The 24,692-nt window shown below is 48.2% G+C and carries 24 protein-coding genes; 4 read left to right on the forward strand and 20 right to left on the reverse strand.

Translation table 11 applies throughout. The annotated features are described in order from the left end of the window. Positions 1 to 25: 25 nt before the first annotated feature. The 6 genes from H141_RS0107805 to rpe form a co-directional block, all read right to left on the reverse strand. Positions 26 to 1,243 (reverse strand): aspartate aminotransferase family protein, encoded by a 1,218-nt coding sequence (locus tag H141_RS0107805; protein WP_019675696.1) that lies wholly within the window; start codon positions 1,241 to 1,243, stop codon positions 26 to 28. 290 nt (positions 1,244 to 1,533) lie between these two features. After that, complete coding sequence (locus H141_RS0107810) at positions 1,534 to 2,649, reverse strand: HDOD domain-containing protein (protein WP_019675697.1); 1,116 nt, start codon at positions 2,647 to 2,649, stop codon at positions 1,534 to 1,536. Further along, positions 2,646 to 3,260, reverse strand: a complete 615-nt coding sequence (locus H141_RS0107815) for an anthranilate synthase component II (protein WP_019675698.1) — start codon at positions 3,258 to 3,260, stop codon at positions 2,646 to 2,648. The genes H141_RS0107810 and H141_RS0107815 overlap by 4 nt, the downstream gene beginning before the upstream one ends. A gap of 107 nt (positions 3,261 to 3,367) precedes the next feature. Beyond that, the gene (locus H141_RS0107820; RefSeq protein ID WP_019675699.1) at positions 3,368 to 4,054 is read right to left on the reverse strand and encodes a substrate-binding periplasmic protein; all 687 of its coding nucleotides are present in this window, start codon (positions 4,052 to 4,054) and stop codon (positions 3,368 to 3,370) included. Between the two features lie 171 nt (positions 4,055 to 4,225). Further along, positions 4,226 to 5,230 (reverse strand): tryptophan--tRNA ligase, encoded by a 1,005-nt coding sequence (trpS, locus tag H141_RS0107825; protein ID WP_026349317.1) that lies wholly within the window; start codon positions 5,228 to 5,230, stop codon positions 4,226 to 4,228. A gap of 77 nt (positions 5,231 to 5,307) precedes the next feature. Beyond that, a complete protein-coding gene (gene rpe / locus H141_RS0107830) occupies positions 5,308 to 5,985 on the reverse strand; it encodes a ribulose-phosphate 3-epimerase (RefSeq protein WP_019675701.1) in 678 nt (225 codons plus the stop codon). Between the two features lie 221 nt (positions 5,986 to 6,206). On the opposite strand from rpe, the gene H141_RS0107835 reads away from it, so the two are divergent. The 3 genes from H141_RS0107835 (at position 6,207) to H141_RS0107845 (ending at position 7,490) form a co-directional block, all read left to right on the forward strand. Next, complete coding sequence (locus H141_RS0107835) at positions 6,207 to 6,887, forward strand: TorF family putative porin (protein WP_019675702.1); 681 nt, start codon at positions 6,207 to 6,209, stop codon at positions 6,885 to 6,887. A gap of 154 nt (positions 6,888 to 7,041) precedes the next feature. Continuing rightward, positions 7,042 to 7,296, forward strand: a complete 255-nt coding sequence (locus H141_RS0107840; RefSeq protein WP_026349318.1) for a hypothetical protein — start codon at positions 7,042 to 7,044, stop codon at positions 7,294 to 7,296. Beyond that, a complete protein-coding gene (locus H141_RS0107845) occupies positions 7,296 to 7,490 on the forward strand; it encodes a DUF2970 domain-containing protein (protein ID WP_026349319.1) in 195 nt (64 codons plus the stop codon). Before H141_RS0107840 ends, H141_RS0107845 begins: the two co-directional genes overlap by 1 nt. Here H141_RS0107845 and H141_RS0107850 read toward each other — a convergent pair. The 9 genes from H141_RS0107850 to H141_RS0107890 all read right to left on the reverse strand — a co-directional run bounded on the left by H141_RS0107850 (position 7,429) and on the right by H141_RS0107890 (position 16,331). Continuing rightward, positions 7,429 to 8,307: a Dam family site-specific DNA-(adenine-N6)-methyltransferase gene (locus H141_RS0107850; protein ID WP_019675704.1), complete on the reverse strand. Its 879-nt coding sequence runs from the start codon at positions 8,305 to 8,307 to the stop codon at positions 7,429 to 7,431. The two genes, H141_RS0107845 and H141_RS0107850, sit on opposite strands and share 62 nt — an antisense overlap. A 4-nt stretch (positions 8,308 to 8,311) precedes the next feature. Further along, positions 8,312 to 9,694, reverse strand: a complete 1,383-nt coding sequence (locus tag H141_RS0107855; protein ID WP_019675705.1) for an SPOR domain-containing protein — start codon at positions 9,692 to 9,694, stop codon at positions 8,312 to 8,314. After that, positions 9,694 to 10,749 carry a 3-dehydroquinate synthase gene (aroB, locus tag H141_RS0107860; RefSeq protein ID WP_026349320.1) on the reverse strand — a complete coding sequence of 352 codons (1,056 nt, stop codon included), beginning with the start codon at positions 10,747 to 10,749 and terminating at the stop codon, positions 9,694 to 9,696. The genes H141_RS0107855 and aroB overlap by 1 nt, the downstream gene beginning before the upstream one ends. 19 nt (positions 10,750 to 10,768) lie before the next feature. Beyond that, positions 10,769 to 11,287 carry a shikimate kinase AroK gene (aroK, locus tag H141_RS0107865; RefSeq protein WP_019675707.1) on the reverse strand — a complete coding sequence of 173 codons (519 nt, stop codon included), beginning with the start codon at positions 11,285 to 11,287 and terminating at the stop codon, positions 10,769 to 10,771. A 166-nt stretch (positions 11,288 to 11,453) separates the two neighbouring features. After that, positions 11,454 to 13,520 (reverse strand): type IV pilus secretin PilQ, encoded by a 2,067-nt coding sequence (locus H141_RS0107870; RefSeq protein WP_019675708.1) that lies wholly within the window; start codon positions 13,518 to 13,520, stop codon positions 11,454 to 11,456. An 18-nt stretch (positions 13,521 to 13,538) separates the two neighbouring features. After that, positions 13,539 to 14,075, reverse strand: coding sequence for a pilus assembly protein PilP (locus H141_RS0107875; RefSeq protein ID WP_019675709.1), 537 nt, complete (start codon positions 14,073 to 14,075; stop codon positions 13,539 to 13,541). Continuing rightward, entirely contained in the window at positions 14,072 to 14,671 is a 600-nt protein-coding gene (locus H141_RS0107880; RefSeq protein WP_019675710.1) for a type IV pilus inner membrane component PilO, read from the reverse strand. The genes H141_RS0107875 and H141_RS0107880 overlap by 4 nt, the downstream gene beginning before the upstream one ends. After that, positions 14,668 to 15,264, reverse strand: a complete 597-nt coding sequence (locus H141_RS0107885) for a PilN domain-containing protein (protein ID WP_019675711.1) — start codon at positions 15,262 to 15,264, stop codon at positions 14,668 to 14,670. Before H141_RS0107885 ends, H141_RS0107880 begins: the two co-directional genes overlap by 4 nt. Continuing rightward, positions 15,252 to 16,331, reverse strand: coding sequence for a pilus assembly protein PilM (locus tag H141_RS0107890; RefSeq protein WP_019675712.1), 1,080 nt, complete (start codon positions 16,329 to 16,331; stop codon positions 15,252 to 15,254). The genes H141_RS0107885 and H141_RS0107890 overlap by 13 nt, the downstream gene beginning before the upstream one ends. A gap of 153 nt (positions 16,332 to 16,484) precedes the next feature. On the opposite strand from H141_RS0107890, the gene H141_RS0107895 reads away from it, so the two are divergent. Continuing rightward, entirely contained in the window at positions 16,485 to 19,154 is a 2,670-nt protein-coding gene (locus tag H141_RS0107895) for a penicillin-binding protein 1A (RefSeq protein WP_019675713.1), read from the forward strand. 101 nt (positions 19,155 to 19,255) lie between these two features. Here the strand turns inward: H141_RS0107895 and argH are convergent, their stop codons facing one another. The 5 genes from argH to argC all read right to left on the reverse strand — a co-directional run bounded on the left by argH (position 19,256) and on the right by argC (position 24,645). Then, on the reverse strand, positions 19,256 to 20,644 hold the full coding sequence (gene argH, locus H141_RS0107900) for an argininosuccinate lyase (RefSeq protein ID WP_019675714.1): 1,389 nt from the start codon (positions 20,642 to 20,644) through the stop codon (positions 19,256 to 19,258). 5 nt (positions 20,645 to 20,649) lie between these two features. Further along, positions 20,650 to 21,855, reverse strand: coding sequence for an argininosuccinate synthase (locus H141_RS0107905; protein WP_019675715.1), 1,206 nt, complete (start codon positions 21,853 to 21,855; stop codon positions 20,650 to 20,652). A gap of 7 nt (positions 21,856 to 21,862) precedes the next feature. Next, positions 21,863 to 22,777, reverse strand: coding sequence for an ornithine carbamoyltransferase (locus H141_RS0107910; protein WP_019675716.1), 915 nt, complete (start codon positions 22,775 to 22,777; stop codon positions 21,863 to 21,865). Between the two features lie 69 nt (positions 22,778 to 22,846). Further along, on the reverse strand, positions 22,847 to 23,617 hold the full coding sequence (gene argB / locus H141_RS0107915; protein ID WP_019675717.1) for an acetylglutamate kinase: 771 nt from the start codon (positions 23,615 to 23,617) through the stop codon (positions 22,847 to 22,849). Next, entirely contained in the window at positions 23,614 to 24,645 is a 1,032-nt protein-coding gene (gene argC, locus H141_RS0107920) for an N-acetyl-gamma-glutamyl-phosphate reductase (protein ID WP_026349321.1), read from the reverse strand. Before argC ends, argB begins: the two co-directional genes overlap by 4 nt. Positions 24,646 to 24,692: the final 47 nt, after the last annotated feature.

The following is a 24,692-nucleotide window of genomic DNA, read 5'->3' on the forward strand; positions in this document are numbered from 1 at the left end:
TCTTGGGTTTGATGCAGCTGGCCTGTTAAGCCTCTACCACCTGTTTTACTGCCGCTGCAAAGCGTTGCATGCCTTCGCGGATATCCTGCTCGGTAATCACCAGTGACGGCGCAAAACGGATCACATCCGGGCCAGCAACTAGTGCCATTAAGCCATGGTCGGCGGCGGCTAAGAAGAAATCGCGTGCCCGACCGCGGTATTTTTCATTCAGTACCGCGCCCAGTAACATGCCCTGGCCCCGTACTTCAGTAAATACCTGATACTGCCGGTTTACCTCTTGCAGACACTCGCGGAATATCTGCTCGTTACGCAGTACTTCTGCCAGAATATCCGGGGTATTAATGGTATCAATCACCGCTTCTGCTACTGCACAAGCCAGCGGGTTACCACCATAAGTACTGCCGTGAGTACCCACTTTCAGATGACTGGCAATAGCATTACTGGTTAGCATAGCGCCTATAGGGAAACCGCCGCCCAATGACTTAGCCGTGGTCAGGATATCAGGAGTAACACCATAATTCATATAAGCATATAACTTACCGGTGCGGCCTACCCCAGTCTGTACTTCATCAAATACCAGTAGCGCATTATGCTGATCACATAAATCGCGCAGACCTTGCAGAAATTCAGGCTGCGCCGGAATAATACCACCTTCACCCTGAATAGGCTCAACCACAATGGCGCAGGTGTTATTTGAGATCAGTGCCTTAACACTGTCCAGATTATTAAACTCTGCATGCTGTACTGCACCGGGTTTCGGGCCAAAACCGTCAGAATAAGACGCCTGGCCACCAACGGTTACCGTAAAGAAAGTGCGGCCGTGAAAGCTTTTGCTAAAAGAGATAATTTGTTGTTTCTGCTCACCAAATTTATCCAGGGCCCAACGACGGGCTAATTTGAATGCAGCCTCGTTCGCTTCAGCGCCAGAGTTGGCAAAATAAACTTTGTCAGCAAAAGTGGCGTCAACCAGTTTTTTGGCCAAACGCAGTGCAGGCTCGTTGGTTAATACGTTGCTTAAATGCCACAGCTTATCAGCTTGCTGCTTTAAAGCATTGACCAGGGCCGGGTGACAATGGCCCAGACTACTGACGGCAATGCCACCAGCAAAGTCAATATACTCGCGCTCGTTCTGATCCCAGACCCTTGAACCCTGGCCACGCACCGGAATGACACTGGCCGGGGCATAATTTGGTACCATCACTTCATCAAATAAGGCTCGGTTTACTGCAAAGTTTGTCGTCATGTTCCATTCCTCTTTCTTAAGCGGGGTCGGTCTGCGGGCCAGAATCAAGCTGCCACTGCCGGTTATTATCGCAGCATTATTGCAGGTTTCGGGGCTGTTGTCTTGTCAGGAAAAATAGCTAAAGCCAGAAAAATCAAGGGCTGCAGATAGATTTGCATCCGAACTGAATAACTAAGCAACCAGTAACTCGTCAGTCAGAACCAGCTGCGACCCCCGTTAAAGGTGCAGCTGGCGATATGGTCGTTAGCCAGCAGAATTTCGGGCCTGCATGAATATGGCCAAAAAAAATGTTATAAATCGATACTAAGCCGTTTTAAATTGGTTTTAGCCAGAGTATTAAGCTGTTCTTCCGTTAATTTAACTGCAGCGAACCAGTCTGCCGCATCCTGCTGACTGGCTTTGCCCGCGGTCTTTAACTGTTGCCACTGCACATAAACCTGAGCCTGCTGCACAATACGTCCCAGCGGGCTTATCCCCGGATAACCGATACCTTCTGCCAGCTGATCTAAGGTCTGACATAATGGCAAATGTTGTAATGACCAACGTGAGCTGATATCTGCACTGAGAATGTCAGCGAATTCCAATAAACTGTCACTTAAAAAACTGGCATCTGGTTCCAGGCCGTCCAGCGCATCAGTTAACTCGTTGTTGCGCTCGTCCCGAGCTTTTAACAGCTCTTCCTGCTTTATTTGCTGATAAGTTCGCAGGTAATTGCGGGTCACTACTATATGGCCGAGCGGATGAAACAAACCAACACAAAACGCAGCATAAGGCAGCTCTGCACTGTCTTCGGCTAACCGGCGCGCGGCAATGGCACAAGCCAGAGCGTAATCCCATAAACGGGTTTTAAAACCAATAAAAGGGTCAGTAGCATGCGGTAAACAACGGCGCATGCCATATACCGGCACAATCAGCTGCAGACTTTCCACCCCGAGAAATCGTAAGGCTGTTTTAACATCTTTAATCAGCGCGCCAGAGGCAGTGCGATTGCGATACTGCGGTTGGTTAACCAGCTTTAATAAGTCTTCCTTTAGCCAGTCAACCTGACTGATTAACGGGTCGAGCTGGTTTATGGTCACGGCTTTGTGGGCAAGTTTGTCCAGCACCTGATGATAACTATCTCCTAAATCGAAAATAGAGGCGCTGACCAGCGATATATTGCCCAGTCGCTGAAACAGCTGGTCAGCAACCTGATCATGCATATGGGCCTGGGCAAACTCGACAAACTGCTGGCGGGCCTGTTGACCGGCTAACCGCTGCTGCATCGCCTGAGCATCTACCGCCAATAGCTTGCGAATGGGTGAAGAGCCTGCTTTAACCTGATACTGCAAACGAGCCGCATCGGGATTCACACCAATAAACTCATCCCAGAAACGTTGGTTTAAAGGCTCTGTCTTATTATTCATAAGTTACTAACCAGGTTGTGTTGGTAAGTGACTGCAGACTGCTGCAAAAAATTTTGCAGCATTGCTTTACCAGCGTTGCTTAAAATAGCTTCCGGATGAAATTGCACGCCATGCAGTGCCATGTGCTGATGCATTATTCCCATAATTTCATTTGATTGGTCAGGTTCGTCGGTCCAGGCGGTTACAGTCAGCTCCGCGGGCAAACTATCGGCGTCAACCAGTAAAGAATGATAACGGGTAACGGCTAACGGACTGGGTAAACCGGCGAATACAGACTGGCCCTGATGATAAATGTCAGAGTTTTTACCATGCATAACTTTAGCCGCCCGGCATATCTTAGCACCAAAAACCTGAGCAATAGCCTGATGGCCCAGACAAACCCCAAGCAGTGGTATTTTACCGGCAAACTGCTCGATCGCCGCCAGACTGATACCGGCCTGCTCGGGTGTCCCCGGCCCTGGTGATATCACAATACACTCGGGTGCCAACGCTGCTATTTGCGCCACATTAATTTCGTCGTTGCGTTTTACTACAACCTGCTGGCCCAGCCCGGCAAAATACTGCACCAGATTCCAGGTAAAAGAATCGTAATTGTCGATCATCAGCAGCATGCAGCTGATACTCCGTTAAAGTGAAGTCGCTATTAAACCAGACAGCAGGCCAGATCAGCAAGCTGTAGCCGCTATATGAGAACAATGAGTGGCGAGTTACGCTTTAGTTATCCAGGTAAATCTAACACTGCAAAATGACGGCATTGTCGGACAGCCTGATTAAATAACGGCAAATGCTCAGCAGCAAAACTGGGGTTCAGGTAAAAGCCCGCTTCACGCTGATAATAACCAGACAGCGCCAGCCCTTCGATAGCGCCTTTTTGATATTCCGCAGCCACCGCTCCGGGTATGCTAATCGCGTCTACCCGACCAGCAAGTAACAGTGGCAACAACTGCTTGTAATCATATACCTGATGGATACTTTGATAACCTTGCTGCGCCAGCCATTCCGCCTGAGGTGATGACTGTTTGACGGCAATATTAAGCTGCTTGTTTTGCCAGTCAGGCTGGTGCGCAAAATAAGCCCAATAATCCTGCTCCTGCACCAGATAGTCGCTCGGCTGCAATAATTTACTGCGCTCAGGCGTATATCCCATTGGGAAAATGACATCGACATGATGCTGCACTGCTACATGCACTAAACGGGCTGTAGGGAATTGCTGCCAAACAAAGTCAGCATTAAGCTGATTTTCCATACAATCGATGATAGTGCGATAATTAAAAGGCAAACCGGGCTTAAGTTTGCCGTCTGCCAGCAATTCCAGGCCCGGAAAGCTTATTGCAGTGACGGCTTTAATTTGCCAACGTTGACTATCGCCAGAAGCTAATACATTGAAGGTCAAACAAACTGACATTATGACTATGCTATAACACTTTAACATAGCGTTTTACCTATAAATTTAGCATTAACTACAACAGCAAATAACAATACAACGTCTCTTGAAAAATACCAGATATTTTTAGCTCGCGCCCCCCCTGACAAATTGTAATCAACTATTAAGCGGCGCCACAGAACCCGGACCTTGCTATGGCAACACAAAACCCACTGCATCATTTACTTTAGCCAAAGTGACTGCTGCCCGGGCCCGGGCTTTTTCAGCACCAGCACGCATTACGCTTTGCAAGGTAGGTAAATCGGCACGCAGTTCGGTAAAAGATTTTTGCACCGGTTCCAGCAAATTGATTACTGCATCAGCAACATCACCTTTTAAATGACCATACATTTTACCTTCATACTCGGCTTCCAGTGCCGGCACTGATTTACCAGTAACGCCACTTAAAATACTTAGCAAGTTAGCCACGCCGGGTTTAGCATCGATGTCGAAACGAACCCGTGGCGGGTCTTCTGAATCTGTCATCGCTTTTTTAAATTTCTTGCTGATGGTTTTCGGATCTTCCAGCAAGCCAACAAAATTCCAAGGGTTCTCATCTGATTTGGACATTTTTTTCGTTGGATCCTGCAGGCTCATTACCCGGGCCGCGACCGGCGGAATATAAGGCTCAGGTACTGTAAAGATATCGCCATGGGCCGAATTAAAACGCATTGCAACATCGCGGGCTAATTCTAAATGCTGCTTTTGGTCATGGCCTACCGGGATCTGGTTAGCCTGATACAGCAAAATGTCAGCTGCCATTAATACCGGGTAGGTAAATAAGCCGGCATTAACGTTATTATTGTGGCGCTCAGATTTATCTTTAAACTGGGTCATCCGGCTCAGCTCACCAAACTGGGTATAACAATTAAGTACCCAGGCTAGCTGGCTATGCTCTGGCACATGGGATTGCATAAATACAGCTGAGCGTTTCGGATCGATGCCACAAGCCAGATACAGGGCCAGACTGTCCAGTGAGGCGCTACGTAATGCAACCGGGTCCTGCCGCACCGTTATGGCGTGCAAATCTACAATACAATACAGACAGTCATAGTCATCCTGCATCTGATCCCATTGCCGTAGTGCGCCCAGGTAGTTACCAATGGTCAGTTGTCCTGAAGGTTGGGCGCCACTTAATACAATTGGTTTGCTACTCATGATGGGTTCACTGTCCTCGGTTAAAACATCCAAAAAGAGCGGCATTATAGCCGCAAGCGAGCATTGATCGCAGTAAATTATTTGCCATGCACTGCAGCCAGCGTCTGGCGCATGGTGTTGATCGTCTGCTGGTAATCAGCGCTGTTGAAAATGGCTGAGCCAGCAACAAACATATCAGCGCCTGCTGCGGCAATATCGCCGATATTATCAATCGTCACCCCACCATCCACTTCCAACCTGATTGGCAGGCCGCTGGCGTCAATCATTTTTCGCACCTGAACCAGCTTATCCAGGGTGGCAGGAATAAATTTCTGGCCACCAAAGCCCGGATTAACCGACATCAGCAAAATGACATCCAGCTTATCCAGCACATAATTAAGATAGCTTAGTGGTGTTGCCGGGTTAAACACTAAACCCGCCTGGCAGCCATGGCTTTTAATCAATTGCAGGGTGCGATCGATATGGCGCGACGCTTCCGGATGAAAGGTAATAATACTGGCACCGGCTTCAGCAAACTGCGGCACCAGACTGTCAACGGGCTCTACCATCAGATGCACATCTATTGGCGCGGTAATGCCATAATTGCGCAGTGCCTTACATACCATCGGCCCAATCGTCAGGTTTGGTACGTAGTGGTTATCCATCACATCAAAATGAACCACATCGGCTCCCGCTGCCAGTACATTTTCGACCTCACTGCCAAGCCTGGCGAAATCGGCAGACAAAATAGAAGGGGCAATTAAATAAGGCAACATAAACGGGCTCCAAAGATCTGAAAAGCTGACTTTACTGAATTAACCCACAAAAAGCACGTGCTGTAAGTTGCACAAAAAGCAGGCAGCCGCGCACCAGTTAGGCGCAACCAGCCGTATATAGACGAACTGAAAACTTGCAGGCTATTGTATTTAAATGTTTATTTCATTTGGCATGCTTATTGGAATGGTTTAGCCAGGGAATAAACATAAGGGCAATACCAATGAAAATGACAACAACACTTTCCAGTTTAGTAACCGCCAGTTTAATTTTTGGCCTGGCCAGCACCAGTCCGCAGAGCCATGCTGTTGAGCTTAGTGGTGATATCACTTTTACCTCTGATTATGCGTTTCGCGGTATTTCGCAAACCGATGAAGCTCCGGCCATCCAGGGCGGCTTAACCCTAAGTGACGAGTCAGGTTTCTATGTTTCGGTATGGGGTTCAAGTGTAGATTTTGGCGGCCAGGGCACACTTGAGTTTGATGTTATGCTTGGCTGGAGCGGCGCGTTAAATGAAGACTGGTCAATAGATGTCGGGGCTATGCGTTATGGCTACCCTAACACTGAATTTGCCGGCTCTAATTTCTATGAATTGTATGGTTCTTTGTCGTATGAGGCTTTTACTTTTGGCCTGGCATACAGTGATGACTATTATGCCAATGCTGGTACCTATTTCTATCTGTATGGTGGTTACAGCTATGCGCTTACAGATAACCTGACTCTGGACTTGCATATTGGCCAAAACGAATATGACGACAGTGCAGCTAGCTATCTGGACTGGAGTATTGGCTTAAGCACTGAAGTACTGGGTGCAGGTTTAAGCCTGGCTTACGTAGATACCGATATTGATGCCTGCAATCTGTGTGATAGCCGGGTTATTTTCACCGTTTCAAAAGGTTTCTGAGCATCAATGCCAGCTGTCTAAAAAAGTTGCTCAGGATAACCTGAGCAACTGATCCGGTTAACTACTGCAGCGTATACTAAATAAGCAACTTGTATCCAAAATGCAGATCCATTACACTCTGCAGTTAGTGATTAAAGCGTTAACTGGATTTAACATGAAAATTACCTTTAACAGCAAGGCGTTAGCGATTGGAGCCGTATTTATATTGGCAGCTGCTGCTACCGGCTACTTTAAGGCCAGCCCCTTGTGCCAGGACGGCAGCAGCCAAACGGCTAACGAGCTGTGTCAAAATGCCCAACAAAATTGGCTAAGCTGGATTAAAGGAGACAGCCGCTCTACCCAGTTCCATTTTGTTGACTTCCTTGAGTTGTTAAACCGTTTAACCCCTGCCAGCAACAAAGCTAATTAATGGCTGAGACCAAAGCCAGTACCTGGCAAGTTATCAAAGCAGTGCTCGGTGCATTTGTTGGGGTACAATCAGAGAAGCAACGTCAGCTGGATTTTCAAACCAAGAGCATTGTGCCGTACATAGTTGTTGGCGTTATTGCTGCGTTGCTGTTTGTTGCAACCCTGCTGCTAACGGTAACACTGGTACTGGGCTAACCGCCGGATATAACGCAAACAGTTCTGCCACTTTACCTCTGCCTGCTCCGTTCTGACTAATCGAACGACCTACCTGAATAGTTTTTAATACCGCCTGCTGATATATTTTCCGGGTCCAGGTAGTGTCGTGGTTGCTTATCAACACACTGTGACCCTTTTGCTGGGCCTGTTCAGCCAGATTAGCCAGCTGTGCTTGATCGTCCAGATTGAAACCCTGCCGCGCGTAACTGGTAAAACTGGCAGTTTTGCTAAGGGGCACATAGGGCGGGTCACAATAAACGACGGCCTCAGGCGTCAGCCCGGTAAATACCTGCTGATAACTACTACAACTAAAGCGGGCTTTCTGGGCTTTTTCCGCGAAGTAATATAACTCTGCTTCAGGGAAATAAGGCTTTTTATAACTACCAAAAGGAACGTTAAACTTGCCCGAAAGGTTATAGCGACACAGCCCGTTATAACCGTGTCGATTCAGGTAAAGAAACAATAATGCCCGCTGATAAGGATCAGTACAGCTGTTAAATTGTTGCCGAAAGCTAAGATAGCTGCTGCGCAGATTAGCGCTGGCACAAAACAGGCTGCTGGCATCTGCGACAAAGGTATCGGCTTTATGCTGGACGATCTGATATAACTGAATTAAATCTGCGTTAATGTCATTCAACACGTAACGAGGGTAATCGGTGTTCAGAAAAACCGAACCTGCACCAACAAAAGGCTCAACCAACTCGGGTCCTTCAGGCAGATGCTTTATCAGTTCAGGCACCAGGCTGTATTTACCACCAGCCCACTTCAAAAAAGCCCGGTTACGCTTAACATTCACCTGACTATTCCTGCCGCTCTGACTCAGCACGTAACCGAGCTAAGGCTTTAATTTCTTGTTGCACCTGCCCAACGGGCTTGATAAACGGCCCCGCCGCTCGCAGTGTCTCTGGCAGCGTTGCTCGTGCCTGACGTGCACTTTCGACATCAGGATAATAATCTTTAGCCAGTATTATCCATTGTAATTGCCCTTGCCAACTGCGCTGATACACTACTATATCGGTGTCAGGGTTAGCCTGAATAAACCGCCCGACCGCAACTTCAGATGACAATACCGCCAGCTGCAGCACCCTGAAACGTGCCGGCAATGCCAGTAACTGCTGTTCCTGATAAAATGATTCAATTGCTGGCTCTGCCACCACAACATCGTTGCTTAAACCTGTGTCTGCGGGCTGCTCTGTGACAACAGCCTGCTCAGCATTGACTGTTTGCTCAGTTGTTGTGACCTCAGAGGACGCTTCGCCCTCAACAAGGTCAGACAACCCGGTTAAGTCTGTCGCTGCAGCGTCTACTTCCAGCTGAACGAAGTCAGGTAATTCAGGACTGTTGTCGGGCTCCGGGCTACTTACTGCATCAGAATTGATGTTCTGCTCCGGCAACTCAGTTCTCTCGGGTTTCTCGTTATATTCAGAGTTGTCTGCAGGCACAGGAGTGAACTCAGCCACTGCTGGAGTTGGAGGTTCCACTGCTACAGTCTGCTCACCAGTGGCAGGCAACAACCAGTTGATTGCAACAGCCAGCACCAGCAGAACTATGGCAGCAGGTAGCAACCAAAATGCCGCGCCTTGCGTTTTGCGCTCTTCAGGCCTAACAATAGCACTATGCAATAAATGCATATTGCCGCCACTGGCAGCAAACCGTTCAGCAATAGCCAGTGGATCCAGTGCTTTATCTTTCAATATGTGACTGGCATCTTGCAAGGTAGGGTAATTAATACTTAAATTCAGCGCCATATCGGCAGATGGCTCGGCCAACATAAAAAAACCAAGGCAATCGAGCTGCAACAGTTTTTGGCGGGCACTGCTACTGAGCAGATTAAAATTATCAACAATTAACAATAGCGGCATACTGTCAGCTGGCAGTTCAGCCATCAGTTCTGCCAGTGCAGGTTCAGGCTGGCGCTGCCCAAACCAATGTTGCTGTAACTGGCCTTCGAGTTCCGTCTCATTTATAGGGCCACTCAGCAGTGCTACGTTTGCCTGTTCTGAGAAAAGTTCCGCCAACGCTAAAGCCAGGGTCGATTTGCCACTGCCTTCAGCACCGACCAGGCCAATATTCTGAAAGTCATTAAACGCTAGCTGAAACAACAACCTGTTCAACAATTCATGCTGTGATGGCAGTAAATGACGCTGCTGAGCCAGTTTCTGCTGCAATACCGAGGTATCCATTAACCAAAAACCTGCAGCAATTCAGCTTCAGTCACATCAGCAACCAGACTGGCTTGCCCCAGCGCTGGCAGCAATACAAACCTCATCTGACCGTCTTTTACTTTTTTATCAGTTTTCATGTAAGGCATAAAATCAGCAATTTTCATCGTATCGGGCATAGTTACTGGTAAGCTGAAACATTGCAAGGCACTGCTGACACTAGCAATATCCCCGCTGCTCAGCCAACCGCGATGCGCTGACAATTCTGCCGCCATTACCATGCCAACCGCAACCGCCTCGCCGTGCAGCCAATTGCCGTAGCCCATAAAGGCCTCTATAGCATGGCCGAAAGTATGGCCCAGATTTAGCAATGCACGCTCCCCCTGCTCCGTCTCGTCCCGACTGACAATATCAGCTTTCATCTGACAGCAATGCTGGATCATCCGGGCCAGGATCTCAGGTTCCTGCCGGCAAATCTGCTCACTATGTTGCAGCAGCCATTGCAGAAAGGCTGCATCTCCGAGCAGGGCATATTTGACTACCTCTGCCATGCCGGCTGCAAACTCGCGTGGCGGCAAAGTGCTTAGCGTTGCGGTACTGATAATTACCTGTTCTGGCTGTTTAAAGGCACCAATCATGTTCTTGCCAAGAGGGTGATTAACTGCAGTTTTGCCGCCGACTGATGAGTCAACCTGAGACAGTAAAGTAGTGGGAATTTGCAAAAACCTTACGCCACGTTGAAAACAGGCTGCAACAAAGCCGGTAAGGTCACCAATGACGCCACCACCAAGAGCAACCAGCAACACATCCCGTGACAGACCTTTTTCAAGCAGAAAAGACAAGATGGTTTCAAACGAAGCCAGGGTTTTAAAAGCTTCACCATCTGCAATCAGGATATGCTGGGGAGGATGACGGAATAAGGCGCTAACCTGCGCTAAATAAAGTGGGGCAACGGTTGGGTTTGAGACGATAACGACTTGTTTGGCATTGGCCAGCGGAGCTGACAAGGCACTAAAGCCGGTATCTATATCTATCGGGTAGCTGCGCTGACCAAGTTGGACTTCAACTTTTTGCATTTGCAGCTCCCTGTTTTCGTTAAAAACCCAACTGTTCAATAATCTGATTTGCGACTGCCCGGGCACTTTGCTCGTCAGTGCGCACTGTAAAGTCAGCAATTTCTTCATAAAGCGGATTACGTTCAGCCGCAAGCCGTTCTAAAACTTCGCGAGGTGCTTCTTCAGTTTGTAACAGAGGCCGCCGCTTATCGCGCTGAGTTCGCGCTACTTGCTTCTCGATCGGGGTTTCCAGATAAACCACTATGCCACGGGCTGACAACCGGTTGCGGGTTTCTTTGCTGATAACCGAACCGCCACCTGTAGCTAAAACAATGCCCTGCAATTCTGTTAAATCTGAAATTACCGTTTCTTCGCGCACTCTGAAACCGTCTTCACCTTCCAAATCAAATACCCAGGCTATATCTGCACCAGTGCGGCGCTCGATTTCCTGATCTGAATCGTAAAAGTCAAGGTGAAGCATGTCTGCTAAATGACGTCCGATGGTACTTTTGCCTGCGCCCATCGGGCCAACAAGGAAGATATTACGTTTTTCTGCCATATGTCGTAGTGCTAAATCAGCTTACTCAATGAAAAGTTGAATTGAAGGACCAAAAGGCTCCCGCGAAAATTTGAAGCGCTGAATTATGTCAGGAATGGCCTTTCGTTGGCAAGTTAAATCTGACTTAATGCGGGAGCCACTGCGCAGCTCCCGCATCAGGTAATGATTACTGGCCTTCGGTCAGGATTTTCGGCGTTACGAAAATAAGTAACTCATTTTTCTCATTAACATCGCGTTTTGACCGGAATAAAGCCCCAACATAAGGAATATCACCGAACATAGGAACCTTAGATACAGTAGACAAAATTTGCTGCTGGTAGATACCACCCAGCACGATTGTTTCACCATTATCAACCAATACCTGTGTTTGAATCTGCTGGGTATCTATTGCAGTCGCAGGCCCGGTAGGCGTTTGCACTGTCTCGCCACGGGTATTCTGGGTAATCACCAAATCCAGGATAATCTTGTTATCCGGGGTGATTTGCGGAGTTACCGTCAGGCTTAACACGGCTTTCTTAAATTCAACCGTGGTTGCACCACTTGAAGCGGCCTGCACATAAGGAATTTCCACACCTTGCTCAATACGGGCTTCTTTCTGGTTTGAAGTAGTAATTCTTGGACTGGCAATAATTTCGCCTTTATTTTCCTGCTCCAGTGCGGATAGCTCAAGATCCAGCAGCGTACCGTCGGCTAAACGCGCCACGTGGAATGCAATACTACCAGCCGGGTTCTGAATTGGCAGGTTAACATTCCAACGATCATCCAACGCCGGGAACTGGCCGGTAGAGATTGCATTAGAACCATTAGCATTGCCTGATACACCGCGATTGCCACCACTGGTGCTTTGCTGGTCACTGAAACCCCAGCGAATACCCAACTCATCAGTAACACTGTCACGCACCGTCACCATTCTCGATTCAATTAGTACCTGACGAACCGGCACATCAAGTCGCTCAATCAGTTTGCGCACGCTTTCAATGTTACGTGCTGTATCTTTAATCAGGATGGTGTTGGTACGCTCATCAACCACTACACTACCGCGGCTTGATAACAAGGTAGCATCACGATTGGCCAGCAGGCCCGCTAAATCAGCTGCTTTAGCATAGTTAATGGTTAAGTAATCGGAATATAAGGGTTCAAGCTGCTCTACCTGCTGTTTGGCTTCCAGTTCGCGAGCTTCCCTGGCAGACAACTCTTCTGTAGGTGCAACCATCAGGATATTGCCATCCATCCGTTTATCAAGACCTTTAACCCGCAACACGATGTCCAGTGCCTGATCCCATGGTGTACCATCTAAACGTAAGGTGATATTGCCGGTAACAGAGTCACTGGTTACCAGGTTAAAGCCGTTATAGTCCGCTATAATCTGCAATACAGTCCGGATTGGAATGTCCTGAAAATTCAAGGATATGGCACGACCTTTATATTCACGACCGCCACCTAAAATACTGCGGTTAGTCGTGTCACGTTCAACGTTAAGGGTAAAGATATTATCAATTTGCTGGTAGGTGTAGGTAAAAGCATCGCTGGTAGCAATTTCTAAACGAGCTGACGCACCATCTTTAAAGGTTTCAATTCCGTTAACGATAGTACCGAAATCCATCACATCTAACTGATATAGTAGCTCATCAAGAATGTCAGTGTTGTGGAATTCGACAATTAATTTGCCGGCCTGCTCACTAACATCAACAGCTGCCGTGTTTTCCCGCAGGAACACTAACACCCGGCCTTCGCCTTTTTCGCCACGACGAAAATCAATTGCCTGCAACCGGTTAATATAAGTAGGTGTTACATCTGCAGCCTGACCAACCTGCTCTGCAGTTGGGTTGTCTGAGATATGCATGTAAAACACATTGCCACGAACCCGGGTCCGGTAGATTTTCAGATAATCAAGGTAAATAGTCGATTTAAAGCCTTCTCCCAGGAATTCAGATTTTACTCTTTTAACACCGGCTTTATCGATTAATACTTCTTCAAGTTTCTCTTCATAATCAGAGTTATCGAAATATAACTCGATCCGCGCCGGCTCGTTAAATACCTGAATGCTGGGATCGGTATAGAGATCTTCATCGAAAATAAACTCGATCTCTGTTTCGCCGGTGAGCAAGGGGTTGTACCTGACATCGTACAGCAATGGGACTGCTGCTGCTGGCAATGCTAACAACAATAACGCTGCCAGACATAGCCGGGTGCCGGTGATTCCTCGTGAAATTCTTTTGATTATTTTATCCATGATATACTCGCACACCTATCAATTACTCGCCATTGCTGTATTTTCAACCATCTGAATCATGGTAGTCCGCTCTTTCCAGCAACCTGCCCCATCTGGGATTAACTCTAACAATTCAACATGGGTAGGCTCTACCGTAATTACCCGCCCATGAAATAAACCAACATAGTTATTTAACGTTATCCGATGCAAGGTTTTATCTGATGCTTCAATTAACGCCCAGATATTACCGGTATCACCAAGAGTACCGCGCATTTTCAGGTTATCCAGTGCATATTTCTCTAACGGTTCTTTGCGCCGCCGCGGGTCCGGATGCAAACAATCCTGTACTTGCAAGAATCGATCCTGTACTGCTTCAGGCCGTGGTTCTGAAAACGGACTACGGCTATTTTGAGAGACATAAGCGATATGCTCAAATTCTTTAACCTCTGGTAAAGGTTCAACTCTCGGTTGAGTACTGGCTTTAACAGAATCCATATGGGCCTGAACGTCGCTTAAGTCATCAAAGCAACCGGATAATAAGGTCGCAACAGAAACTGCTAAGATGAGTTTTCTCATTGTGCAGTCTCCTTATAACGATAGGTTTTAGCAGTAACATTAAAACGCAGCCGTTCGTTCTGTTCAGTCTGGATAGAGAAATCGTGCAAGCTGACTATTCGGGGTAACTTAGCCACTTCACTAACGAAATTACCAAACTGATGATAATCACCAACTACGTCAATTTTAATTGGCAGCTCAGTATAAAACTCTTTCTCAATTTCCGGTTCCCAGTTTATCCGCAGAAAGGTCAAGCCGCTGGTAGTACCTACATAGGTAATATCATCCAGCAAACCAGGCGTTTCATGAGTCGTCGGCAACTGTTTCAGCAAAAACGAGAAAGTATTTTCCATTTCTACCATCTGCTGTTTATACAAATCAAGGTTCACTGCAGATGCGTAACGGGTGCGATAAACCTGCCGTAGCTCAGTCTCTTTTTGTTTAGCGCTGTTTAATTCGTCAATTTTGCTGTCGATTAACAGAAAATAAGTTAGAGCTGCTACCACTGCCGCCAAAATAATGGCGAAAATTACTTTGGCTGCAACGGGCCAGGAGCCCATGTTTTCGATATCAAGATCATTAATATCAATTTCAGATAAATTGAAATTCAGGCTCATCGTGCACCACCTCTCGCACTGGGTGTAACCGGCTGATCATCCTGCACCGCTTCATAGCCTTTCACTGTAAGATGCATTTTAAAATTACTCAGTAACCGTGATTCATCTTTACCAGCTTCAATAAACTCGAGCAGAGGACTATCCAGCAATTCAGACTGCTCAGCATCACGCAGCATTGTTGACAGCCGGTTGTTCGACTCACTGCGGCCTATCAATAATAAATTTGAGCCTTTTTTCTCCAACTGGGTCAGATAAATACCCGATGGCACTACCCGGGCAATTTCAGACATTATTTCAGTACCGAGATTACGACTGCCCTGTAACTGTTCGATCAGACTCATTCGCTGCTGTAAGCTACGTTTAGTTTCGTTCAGGGTACGAATTTCAGCAATTCTCTGGTCCAATACCTTAATTTCGTTCTCCAGATAGCGATTGCGTTGATACTGACCATCAATCATGCTGCTATAAACCATGTTGATTAGAAAGAACACTAAGAAACTAACTACTGCTGTCATTGCCAGGACCGTAACGTATTGTTTCTGTTTTTCTTTACGCGCAGCTTCCCGCCAGGGCAGTAAATTTATATATGCCATGATGAAAAACTCCGTAAGGCGAGGCCACTGGCAACCATCAGTTGCGGGGCGCTTTTATTTAATTGTTCACGATCAACCGAGGTAGCAACATCTATTGTTTTAAACGGATTGGCAACAACGGTGTGAATACCTAACTCATCAATCAATAGCTTGTCTATGCCATCAATTAATGCGGTACCACCAGAGACAATAAGATAATCAACAGCATCGCGGCCACTACTGGTCAGGTACATCTGAATACCACGTCGAATCTGTTGCAGTAGCATAGTCTGGAACGGCGCCAGTACCTCGAAGGTATAGTTCGGTGGTAAGTCACCACTGACTTTCGCCAGTTCGGCTTCATCATAGCTTTTGTTGTAGTAAGACAAAATACTGCGGGTATATTGTTCGCCGCCAAAGGCCTGATCGCGGGTATATAAGGTTTTACCTTTCTCGACAATACTAAGTAAGGTCATAGTCGCGCCAATATCAACCAGGGCGACCACCTTGCCCGCAGCATCATCCGGCAACTGTCTTAAACAAAGCTCAGCAGCCCGGCTAAGTGCATAACTTTCCACATCAACCAGCTTGGCACTGAAACCACCATTATCAAGCGCAGCAACACGTGCTTCAACACTTTCAGTCCTGGCGGCACTTAGCAATACGTTGACTTTGGAAGGATCTGACTCGTTGACATCGAGTTTCTCGAAATCAAGGCTAACTTCGTTCAACGGATAAGGGATTAATGTATCTGCTTCAACTTCAATCTGACTTTCCAGTTCAGCATCAGTTAATGACACATCCATAAAAATGACTTTACTGATCACTGTGGATCCAGACACTGCAGCCGCAGCAAACTTGACCGACCTGGGGATCTTTTTGCGGATCTTGCCGATCACGTTACCTACGGCTTCGATATCCTGGATCTCCCGATCAGACATCGCGCCTTTAATCATTGGCTCGACAGCAAAGGCTTCAACCTTATACTGATCGCCATGCTGGCTTAACAGCACAGCCTTGACGGAGTGGGCACCGATATCAATGCCAACCATCATGGGTGTTTGTTTACTGAACAGGCTTTTTATCATAGCTTCCTGTGGCCATTTTATAGTTATGATTCTTATTGTCGTATTCTTAGCTCAGACGCTATTTTTTAGCAAGAAAAAGCGTTTCATCGACAGCCAATAAATATATACTAGCAGCGTTGTAAAGGAATTGGGAGTAAAAATTGGGGTTATTCAGTGTCTTGGGTTAAAAAACTTTTAATTGTCAGCCTGGTTGGTTTTTTCGCTGGGATCCTGACGATCGTGGCAATGTACTTTTACGTCAAAAATGATCTGCCTGATGTAGCTACCTTAAAGGAAGTAAAGCTGCAAACCCCGATGCAGGTTTATACCGCTGACGGTCAACTTATATCCCAATTTGGCGAGAAGCGACGGATACCGTTAAAACTGGATGAAATGCCACCTTTACTGATTCAGGCGTTCTTAGCTATTGAAGACACTCGGTTTTATGATCATCCGGGTATAGATGTTATTGGTATAATGCGGGCCGCCACGGTGGTTGCATCATCAGGAGACTTCAGTCAGGGCGCCAGTACTATTACTCAGCAGTTAGCCCGGAATTTTTTCCTTAGCCGGGAAAAAAAGATCATGCGAAAAATCAAGGAAGTCTTTCTGGCATTCCGGATTGAGCAACTTCTGAATAAAGATGAGATTCTCGAGCTATACCTGAATAAAATTGAGCTAGGCCATCGTTCTTTCGGTGTTGGCGCTGCCGCTCAGGTTTATTTTGGCAAAACTGTAGCTGAGTTGACGCTCGATGAAATAGCCATTATTGCGGGCTTACCCAAGGCTCCTTCAATACTTAACCCCATCCGTTCACCTTCGAATGCCAAAAATCGCCGTGATACCGTGTTAACCAGAATGCGCGCAATCGATATGATTAGCGAGCAAGATTACCGGACGGCTTTGGCTGCCCCCATTACCAGTAAGTTACATGGCGCTCAGATCACTGCGTCTGCCCCCTATATTGCGGAAATGGTGCGCCAACAGATGGTTGAGCAATTTGGTGAAGACGCGGCTTACTCTGAGGGCTACCGGGTATTTACTACTATTTACAGCAACCAGCAGCATGCTGCCCAACAAGCATTGCAACAGAATTTGTATGATTACGATGAGCGCCATGGCTACCGCGGCCCGGTAGCAATATTGTGGCAAGCTGAGCTGGCGGAACAAACTGGCACCCAGCAAGATGTTGATGTTGATGTTGATGTTGATACAGAGCAGGAGCAGGAGCAGCAGCTTATATTTACAGAAGCAGACCGGCCGGAATATGCCGACATCATTGCTTATTTAAGCGGGCAACAAGGTATTGAAGATTTATTTCCGGCAGTTGTGCTAACCGTGTATGAAAATAGTGCCGACGTCTTATTGGCCAGTGACCAGACAATTACCATTGAGTGGGATGGTTTAAAATGGGCCAGAGCATTTATTACTGATGAGCGTCAGGGTGTCGCACCGAAAAGTGCCGCAGCCATTCTGGCACCAGGCATGCATATTATGGTTCGGCAACAGGCAGGGCAATGGCGATTAAGTCAGGTGCCGGCTGCCAGCAGCGCTCTGGTTGCAATAAATCCGCAAAATGGTGCTATCCAGGCCCTGGTTGGTGGTTACAGTTTCAGCCAGAGCCAGTTTAACCGGGTTACTCAGGCCAAGCGCCAGGCCGGCTCAAATATTAAGCCTTTTATCTATTCTGCAGCGTTAGAAAAAGGTTATACCCTGGCCTCAGTTATGAACGATGCCCCGATCCATCAGTGGGATGATAATGCCGGTATAGCCTGGCGTCCCCGCAATTCACCACCAGTATATGATGGACCGATCCGGATCCGGGAAGCGTTGGCTAAATCGAAAAACGTGGTATCTGTGCGACTACTGCGCGGCGTTGGGATAGACGACAGCATTCGTCATTTACAGCGCTTTGGCTTTGTAGCCAGTGATCTGCCACGCAACGAGACACTGTCTCTGGGCTCTGCGTCATTAACACCACTTGAGGTGGTAACAGGTTATGCGGTGTTTGCTAATGGCGGTTTTCTGGTAACGCCTTTTGTGGTCGACCGCGTGCTTAACGAACAGGATGAGGTTATTTATCAACATCAGCCGGAGATTGCCTGCGCAGACTGTCAGCGCGAATTATCAGCCGACGATCAGCTGGCAGAAGTTGCTGACGAGCCAGCGTATGATGTTGACAGTGAACAACAGTTGCATGAACTGTTTAATTCCATGCAACAAGCTGAGCCAGCCAACCCTGAGCTGACCGAACCTGTAATAGCCGAACAGGTTATCAGTAGTCAGAATGCATTTTTAATTGCCGATGCCCTTACCAGTAGTGTCTGGGGCGGCGGTGATTGGCAACAGGGCACAGGCTGGAATGGCACCGCCTGGCGGGTGCAGCGTTTAAAGCGTCGTGATATTTCAGCAAAAACCGGTACCACTAACGATTCTAAAGACACCTGGTTTTCCGGATTTACCGCTGCAACGGCGGTAACCACCTGGGTAGGGTTTGACGATGCCAATCGCAGCCTGGGCCGGGCGCAGTGGCATGCCAATATGGGCCAGGATCAGAGTGCCGGAACCGAATCAGGTGCCCGTACAGCTTTGCCTGCCTGGTTAAATTATATGACAGAAGTACTACCCGGTTATGATGAGCAACCGCTGCAACCTCCTACCGGTCTGGCGTCGGTAAGGATTGATCTGGCCAGTGGCTTACTCAGCCGCAGTACCGACCATACCAGCAGTTTTGAGTACTTTAAGATAGGTACTGAACCCAGCCAGTACAGTCAGAATAGTGTGCAGCAAATTCATTTTGATAATGATAAAAAAGCCGAACCGGACGAATCGGAATTATTCTAACGGCGACGCTGCGCTGGATAAGTTAAGCAAAATTCTACGTGTAAATTAAAGGCCAGCATTTTGCTGGCCTTTAATTCTGTCTGATAACCAGCTACGGGTTGTTACCCCGAAATCGTCTTCTCAAACCAGCTTTTAGCATTAGCCAGCGCCTGGCCAACCTGCTCTGTCGCTGTGCCGCCTAATGCACAACGTCTGGCCATCCCGGCCTCCAGGGTCAGTGCCGGATAGACATCATCGGCAATTAACTCGCTTACCTGTTGCAACTGGCTCAAACTTAACGCTTCCAGCGGTACTTGCTGTTTTGAGGCAATTAACACCAGCTCGCCGGCACATTCATGGGCATCCCGAAACGGCATGCCCTTGCTCACCAGATAGTCAGCTAAGTCAGTGGCATTGCTGTAGCCTAGCTCTGCCGCCTTGCGACATTGCTGCCGGTTTACGCTCAGATGCGGCAATACTGTCGCCAGCACCAACAGCGACTGCTGCCAGCTGTGCATCAGATCAAAAAAGCCTTGTTTGTCTTCCTGCATATCTTTGTTGTAAGCCAGTGGCAAACCTTTCAGTACATGCAAAATAGCCACCAGATGACCCAGCACCCGGCCGGTTTTACCCCGGAGTAGCTCAAACACGTCCGGGTTTTTCTTCTGCGGCATCAGTGACGAGCCCGAGCTGATGGCATCACCGAGCTTAAAAAAGCCCGCTTCGCCCGAGCAAAAGAAAATGACATCTTCTGACAAGCGCGATAAGTGAGTCATACAAAGGCTGGCGGTTGCTGACAGCTCCACCAGATAATCGCGATCAGAGACGGCATCGAGACTATTAAGCGCCGCATTGCTAAAACCCAACTCATTTGCCAGGACCTGGCGATCGATATTAACGCCGGTACCTGCCAGGGCACCGCAACCGAGCGGACAACTGTCCATCCTGGCTAAGGCATCGTCCAACCGGCCTAAATCGCGTTTAAACATTTCAACGTAGGCCAGCGCCCAGTGTGCGACTAATACCGGCTGTGCCCGTTGCAAGTGGGTAAAACCCGGCATCACGGCTTGTTCAGCTTTATCAGCAAACTCAAGTAATGCTGCCAGCGCAGCCAACAATGATTTGCGCACTGTGCCAGCTTGTAAGCGGGTCCATAACCTTAAATCAGTTGCCACTAAATCGTTGCGGCTGCGCCCGGTGTGGAGCTTTTTCGCAACACTGCCAAGCTTAGCGGTAAGCTGACTTTCTACCCAGCTATGAATGTCTTCTTCCTTGGTTTGCAATGGCAAACGTGGATCGGCGTCGATAGCAATAGCTAAATCTGCCAGGCCCTGTTCCAGCTGCTGCGCTTCCGCAGCAGTAATAATTGCTGCATGCAGCAGCCCCTTGGTCCAGGCTCTGGAAGCCGCAATGTCCTGCTGCGCCAGTAAATAATCGAAACTAAGCGAGTCATTAAACTCTCTGAACTCGCTTAAGGTGGCCTCGGTAAACCGTCCTCCCCACATCGCCATAACGATTAATCCTTTTGTTGATGCATGGCCCGGATCCGACTGGCCAGGCTGTATAGCCGGATAAAGCCAGCCGCATCTTTCTGATCGTAAACTTCATCACCTTCAAAGGTAGCAAAAGCTTCCGAGTACAAGGTATTAACTGAGCGACGTTTCGCTACAGTAACGTTACCTTTATAAAGCTTAATCACCACTTCACCGGTTAATTGTTCGGCCAGCGAGGTTGCAGCAGCCAGCAAAGCGTCTTTTAATGGCGTAAACCAGCGACCATCGTATACCAGCTGAGCAAACTCCAGACCAATTTCCTCGCGGTACTTCAGCGAACTACGGTCATACACCAGTGCTTCTAACCCTTTTAAACCAGCAAGTAAAATGGTGCCGCCCGGGGTTTCATAACAACCGCGTGATTTCATACCCACCAGCCGATTTTCAACGATATCAATCCGGCCCACGCCATGCTCTGAGCCCAGTTCGTTTAACAGCTCAATTGCTGCCACGCCATCCAGCTGCTTGCCGTTAACATGGCTTAACTGTCCCCGAGCAAATGCCAGCTCAACATAGGCAGGATGATCTGGCGCCTGCTCGGGTGATTTGGTCCACATCCATACCTGCTCAGATGGCTCGCACCAGGGGTCTTCCAGCTCACCGCCTTCATGGGAAATATGCCATAGGTTGGCATCACGGCTGTATATCTTGGTGGCTGAAGCGGTGGTAGGCACCTTTTTCTCTGCCAGATAATCCAGCAAAGACTGGCGTGAGTTAAACTGCCACTCGCGCCATGGCGCGATAACTTTTAAATGCGGGGCTAACGCCGCAAAGCAGCTTTCAAACCGCACCTGATCATTACCCTTACCGGTACAGCCATGACATAACGCGTCGGCACCAAGCTCCAGTGCCAGCTTAACCTGGGCCCGGGCGATCACCGGCCGGGCCATCGAAGTGCCCAGTAAATACTGACCTTCGTATACCGCACCGGTTTTTAAGGTAGGGTAAATAACTTCATTAACCAGCTCGTGGCGCAGATCAACCACATAGCAGCTGCTGGCGCCCGAATTAATGGCTTTTTGCTCTACCCCAGCCAGCTCTTCATCGCCCTGGCCAACATTGGCAACAAAAGCAATCACTTCACAGTGATAATTATCTTTTAACCAAGGCACGATAGCCGATGTATCTAAACCACCCGAGTAAGCCAATACCACTTTTTTTACAATCATTGTTACCTCAACTAAATAAACTGACTAAAACGGCATTCTGGGCATGCATCCGGTTTTCGGCTTGCTGCAATACCAGCGAATAATCACTGTCCAGCACCTCACTGGTCACTTCCTGACCCCGATGCGCCGGCAAACAGTGCATAAAATGTTTCACCGCTAAACGCTGCATTGCCGCGGTGTTAATCTGATAATCAGCAAACAACTGACCCACTTGCTTTGGATCCGCTTTGGCACCCATCGATAGCCAGGTATCGGTGTATAATGCATCTACTCCAGCAGCAGAAGACAAATGCTGGCTTAGCACCAGTTTGGCACCACTTTTCGCTGCCAGTTGCTGAGCTTTTAACAACACATGGGCATCCGGGCCAAAGCCCGGTGGGGTAATAACGGTTAAGTCCATCCCCATAATGGCCGCACCGAGCATTAATGAATGACAAACATTATTACCATCGCCAACAAAGGCCAGATGCACCTTATCCAGCTCACCAAACTGTTCGAGCAGGGTCAGTAAATCTGCCAGCGCCTGACAGGGATGATATAAATCGCTGAGCGCATTAATCACCGGCTTTTTGCTGCTATGCGCCAGTTCTATCAGGGTTTTCTGCGAAAAAACCCGGGCCACGATCGCATCGGTCCAGCACGCCAGATTGCTGCCAAAATCCTGCACAGACTCACGCACACCCATAGCACCGTTTTGTAAGTCGAGATAAACGCTGTGACCGCCCAGCTTATTGATGCCGACGTCGAAACTCACCCGGGTTCTAAGCGAGGGCTTTTCAAACAGCAAGGCAATACTTTTACCTGCGAGGGCGCTACTGTATTGCCCCGGGTTACGTTTAATCTCAACGGCTAAATTCAGAATATCGTTAAGTTGGTTCCGGTCCAGATCGGCTAAGCACAAGAGCTGGCTTAATTTACTCATAAAACACGCTGTAATCCGCTATGCGGTTTCCTGATAAAGCCATAGGTGTGCAAGAACACCCTGGCGGGTTTAATATAAAATGCTGGTGCCTACCGGCTCGTCCTGCATCAGTTTTAATAAATTCTCCGGTTGCTGCCAGCCAGCGACAATAATATTGCGCTGCAATGCCAACCCTGTTTCCAGCGCTGCATCCAATTTAACTTTCATGCCACCTTTAATTACGCCGCTGGCAACCAGCTCGGCAGCGCCGGCAGGAGTAAGTTCTGCAATCAGCTGCATCTGGCTATCCAGGATGCCCGGCACATCCGTCAGCAATACCAATTCACCCTGCACCAGCTGACAAATAGCCGCAGCGGCTAAATCAGCATTTACATTCAGCAACTGGCCTTCACTGCCAATACCTACTGAGCTGAACACCGGGGTAAAACCTTGTTCAAGTAATAATTCAATCAGCGTAGCGTCATTAGCTTTGGCAAGACCGACAGCCCCCAGTTTAGCGTTAACAGTAAACTGCAAACTGTTGCCGGCAGACAGGTTCAGGCCCACAGGGTTTAAGCCCTGCAGCAATGCCCGGCTAACCAGTTCAGCATTGACCGCACCGTCTAAAGCACCGGTAATTACTGGCATTTGCTCTGCGGGCGACACCCGCTGGCCGTCAATTTTTTCGGTGGTATAACCAAATTTTGTCAGCCATTGATCAACCTGATCACCACCGCCATGCACCAGCACAACTGGCCGCTGTTGTTTAAGTTGATGACAAACTGTCAGCAAGGCATCCAAGGCCGGGCGCTCCTGTAATAAGCGGCCACCCATTTTTATTATCAACGGTAAGGTTTTCATGCCACCACCCCGCTGAATAAACCTGCAGTTTCCGGCTTGTTAAAGCGCACATTTGCCGCCTGCATTGCCTGGGCTGCGGCACCTTTTAGTAAATTATCAATAGCAGATACCACCACCAGCTGCTCACCGTCTTGCTGCCAGTACAAATCACAATAGGGTGTGCCCACCACATTAGCGACATTGGGAGACTGACTTAACAGCCTGACCAGCGGCTTATGCTGATAAGCCTCAGTGAAGGCATGTTTGACCTGCTCCGGACTCACGTCAGATTTCAAGGTCACCACACTGGTGGCCAGAATGCCGCGTTTAAAATTACCTAAATGGGGGGTAAACACCACTTTGCGACCAAGGTTCTGTTCAATTTCCGGCCGGTGCCGATGGCCGAAAAAGCCATAGGCATTCAGACCTACTTCACAAAATGAAGTGCTGAGTGCCGCCTTGCGGCCTGCTCCCGACACCCCACTGGTCGCGTTTATAACAGGGATACACTGCTCAGCCAGCATTTCACCCTTGATCAAGGGTAACAACGCCAGGGAGCAGGCGGTGGGATAACAACCAGGTACCGAAATTAAATTGCCCGGCGCCTCACTTAACCATTCCATCAGACAATAAACTGCGTCGTTCAGCAGCTGTGGATGCTGATGCTGATAACCATAATATTTAGGATACAACTCTGCCTGCTTGAGCCTAAAGGCACCGGATAAGTCAACCACCACTATGCCAGCGGCCAATAATAAGGGAGTAACCGCTTCACTTGCTTCATGCGGCAACGCCAGGAAAGCGACATCTATTTGCAAAGTGCTGATCCGCTCGTCGAACCAGGGTTCAACCACAATATCAATGGCATTGGTAAAGCGCGGATATAAATTGCTTAATGGCTCGGCAGTGCGGCCAGCAGAAGCAAAAGCATGATCCAGTGAGAAGTAAGGATTAGCAGCCAGCAAGGCACATAACTCAGCACCACTGTAGCCAGCAGCACCGAGTACCGCACTGCGAATTTTTTGATCAGAAGAAGACACTAAAGACATGTTAACCATTCTCAATTGCAAAACCAGCTAAAAGTTATAGCATAAAA

This window comes from Arsukibacterium perlucidum DSM 18276, from assembly GCF_000382165.1.
GTDB classification, from domain to species: Bacteria; Pseudomonadota; Gammaproteobacteria; order Enterobacterales; family Alteromonadaceae; genus Alishewanella; species Alishewanella perlucidum.

Excerpts from the sequence above, each read along its gene's own strand:
- H141_RS0107805 (WP_019675696.1), bottom strand. The coding sequence starts at position 1,243 with ATGACGACAAACTTTGCAGTAAACCGAGCCTTATTTGATGAAGTGATG.
- H141_RS0107810 (WP_019675697.1), bottom strand. The coding sequence starts at position 2,649 with ATGAATAATAAGACAGAGCCTTTAAACCAACGTTTCTGGGATGAGTTT.
- H141_RS0107815 (WP_019675698.1), bottom strand. The coding sequence starts at position 3,260 with ATGCTGCTGATGATCGACAATTACGATTCTTTTACCTGGAATCTGGTG.
- H141_RS0107820 (WP_019675699.1), bottom strand. The coding sequence starts at position 4,054 with ATGTCAGTTTGTTTGACCTTCAATGTATTAGCTTCTGGCGATAGTCAA.
- trpS (WP_026349317.1), bottom strand. The coding sequence starts at position 5,230 with ATGAGTAGCAAACCAATTGTATTAAGTGGCGCCCAACCTTCAGGACAA.
- rpe (WP_019675701.1), bottom strand. The coding sequence starts at position 5,985 with ATGTTGCCTTATTTAATTGCCCCTTCTATTTTGTCTGCCGATTTCGCC.
- H141_RS0107835 (WP_019675702.1), top strand. The coding sequence starts at position 6,207 with ATGAAAATGACAACAACACTTTCCAGTTTAGTAACCGCCAGTTTAATT.
- H141_RS0107840 (WP_026349318.1), top strand. The coding sequence starts at position 7,042 with ATGAAAATTACCTTTAACAGCAAGGCGTTAGCGATTGGAGCCGTATTT.
- H141_RS0107845 (WP_026349319.1), top strand. The coding sequence starts at position 7,296 with ATGGCTGAGACCAAAGCCAGTACCTGGCAAGTTATCAAAGCAGTGCTC.
- H141_RS0107855 (WP_019675705.1), bottom strand. The coding sequence starts at position 9,694 with ATGGATACCTCGGTATTGCAGCAGAAACTGGCTCAGCAGCGTCATTTA.
- aroB (WP_026349320.1), bottom strand. The coding sequence starts at position 10,749 with ATGCAAAAAGTTGAAGTCCAACTTGGTCAGCGCAGCTACCCGATAGAT.
- aroK (WP_019675707.1), bottom strand. The coding sequence starts at position 11,287 with ATGGCAGAAAAACGTAATATCTTCCTTGTTGGCCCGATGGGCGCAGGC.
- H141_RS0107870 (WP_019675708.1), bottom strand. The coding sequence starts at position 13,520 with ATGGATAAAATAATCAAAAGAATTTCACGAGGAATCACCGGCACCCGG.
- H141_RS0107875 (WP_019675709.1), bottom strand. The coding sequence starts at position 14,075 with ATGAGAAAACTCATCTTAGCAGTTTCTGTTGCGACCTTATTATCCGGT.
- H141_RS0107880 (WP_019675710.1), bottom strand. The coding sequence starts at position 14,671 with ATGAGCCTGAATTTCAATTTATCTGAAATTGATATTAATGATCTTGAT.
- H141_RS0107885 (WP_019675711.1), bottom strand. The coding sequence starts at position 15,264 with ATGGCATATATAAATTTACTGCCCTGGCGGGAAGCTGCGCGTAAAGAA.
- H141_RS0107890 (WP_019675712.1), bottom strand. The coding sequence starts at position 16,331 with ATGATAAAAAGCCTGTTCAGTAAACAAACACCCATGATGGTTGGCATT.
- argH (WP_019675714.1), bottom strand. The coding sequence starts at position 20,644 with ATGGCGATGTGGGGAGGACGGTTTACCGAGGCCACCTTAAGCGAGTTC.
- H141_RS0107905 (WP_019675715.1), bottom strand. The coding sequence starts at position 21,855 with ATGATTGTAAAAAAAGTGGTATTGGCTTACTCGGGTGGTTTAGATACA.
- H141_RS0107910 (WP_019675716.1), bottom strand. The coding sequence starts at position 22,777 with ATGAGTAAATTAAGCCAGCTCTTGTGCTTAGCCGATCTGGACCGGAAC.
- argB (WP_019675717.1), bottom strand. The coding sequence starts at position 23,617 with ATGAAAACCTTACCGTTGATAATAAAAATGGGTGGCCGCTTATTACAG.
- argC (WP_026349321.1), bottom strand. The coding sequence starts at position 24,645 with ATGTCTTTAGTGTCTTCTTCTGATCAAAAAATTCGCAGTGCGGTACTC.